This window comes from Pedobacter cryoconitis (genome assembly GCF_003259615.1).
GTDB lineage: Bacteria > Bacteroidota > Bacteroidia > Sphingobacteriales > Sphingobacteriaceae > Pedobacter > Pedobacter cryoconitis.
Map to the genome: position 1 here is coordinate 1 of NZ_QLLR01000076.1, position 1,410 is coordinate 1,410.

Here is a 1,410-nt window from a genome sequence, read left to right on the forward strand (position 1 = left end):
GGATCAATGCCAAAAGTTGTGGAGCAATTGGATATTTTTGGATTTTACGCATAGAGTTGCGTTAACCTAAAAAGGAAGAATTCAATGTTTTTGACTCCCCTGAATTGCGATCTGAATGCCTTGATTTTGGCATTAAAAGATTCTGCTGATGCATTGGTAGATCTGCGGTCAAAGTAGTTTAATATCGTTTGATAATGACTCTGTATAGACCTGGAAATAGTTTTGAATGCTTTAAAACCTGTTTGTCTAACTTTTTCATGCCATTTGGCCAGGTTAGCCAGTCCAAATACCTTATCTTTTGTATGCTCAAATAGCTGACTCAGGCTCATACTGAGTCCGTATGCGGTTTTAAGGTCTGGAAACCTTTCGAATAAGAGTGCTGCACGATCCCTCTGACTAGCTGTCCAGTCTGCAGGTCTTTTATACAATACATATCTGCTGCGCGCCAATAGCTGCTTGATGGTATCTCCATTGTGAAGCAATTCTGACTGAAATGGATGACCGGATCTTTTCGCCTTTTCAATGGCTTCATTTTCTGCATCCATGGCTTCCCATCGATATTTAATCCGCATTTCCTGAAGCGCCTCGGTAGCCAGTTTCTGTACATGAAAACGATCAGTCACCCGGGTTGCCTGGGGAAAACAACGTTTACAGATCAGTTCCATATTACCTGCCATGTCCAGGGTAATCTCAGCGACTTTCTTTCTTGCTCTTTCGGGAATTCTTTGCAGTACTGAAATCACTGTTTCGGCTTTGGTACCCGCTACAATAGCAACGATAGCACCTTTTTTACCTTTAGCAGCTTTATTAGTGACGATCGTATACAATTCACCATGAGACAAACTGGTTTCATCGATAGAGAGCTGTTCACCCAGGTTTTCAGGATATAACAACCACTGCTTTGCATGTGACCGCTGATCCCAGTTTTTAAAATTACTGAGGCAATCACGGTATTGGCGAAGTAGATTTTTAGCTTTTACACCGTAAAAACAACTGATTGAATCTACACTATTCGGGGCTGTATCGATTGACTTCTTTTAAAAAAGCCGCGAAATCTCCTGTCATTCGCGTTCCCTTTTCTACTAATGTCCAATCCCGGTAGATCACCTTACCGCTTTCCAGATTGATCCAGCGCCGTCTCTTGATGTGATAAAAGACTTTATGACCTCGAATAGGGAAATCCTGCACCACAATCTCTGAAAAAAAACCTTTGGACTGAACCTTGATCGAATTCCACTCTATAGGAAGGTTATTGAGCTCTTCTAACTGGATGTGAAAAGTATCGGGATCTTCGATCACATTGGTAAATTCAAAATTCTCCAGGATAAATTCTGGTAGAAATAGCCTCAGTAAAGATTGCGTAGCAGATGGCATAAATACAAACAATTATAAGTACACAAAGCTATAATT

General features: G+C 40.9%; 2 protein-coding genes. Both read right to left on the reverse strand.

The window, feature by feature from the left end:
* Nucleotides 1-44 precede the first annotated feature (44 nt).
* A complete protein-coding gene (locus tag LY11_RS26425) occupies nt 45-1,028 on the reverse strand; it encodes an ISAon1 family transposase (RefSeq protein ID WP_111636569.1) in 984 nt (327 codons plus the stop codon).
* Nucleotides 1,009-1,374, reverse strand: a complete 366-nt coding sequence (locus tag LY11_RS26430) for an ISAon1 family transposase N-terminal region protein (protein ID WP_111636570.1) — start codon at nt 1,372-1,374, stop codon at nt 1,009-1,011. Before LY11_RS26430 ends, LY11_RS26425 begins: the two co-directional genes overlap by 20 nt.
* Nucleotides 1,375-1,410: the final 36 nt, after the last annotated feature.

Coding starts and splice junctions, on each gene's coding strand:
- LY11_RS26430 (WP_111636570.1), bottom strand. CDS start 1,374: ATGCCATCTGCTACGCAATCTTTACTGAGGCTATTTCTACCAGAATTT.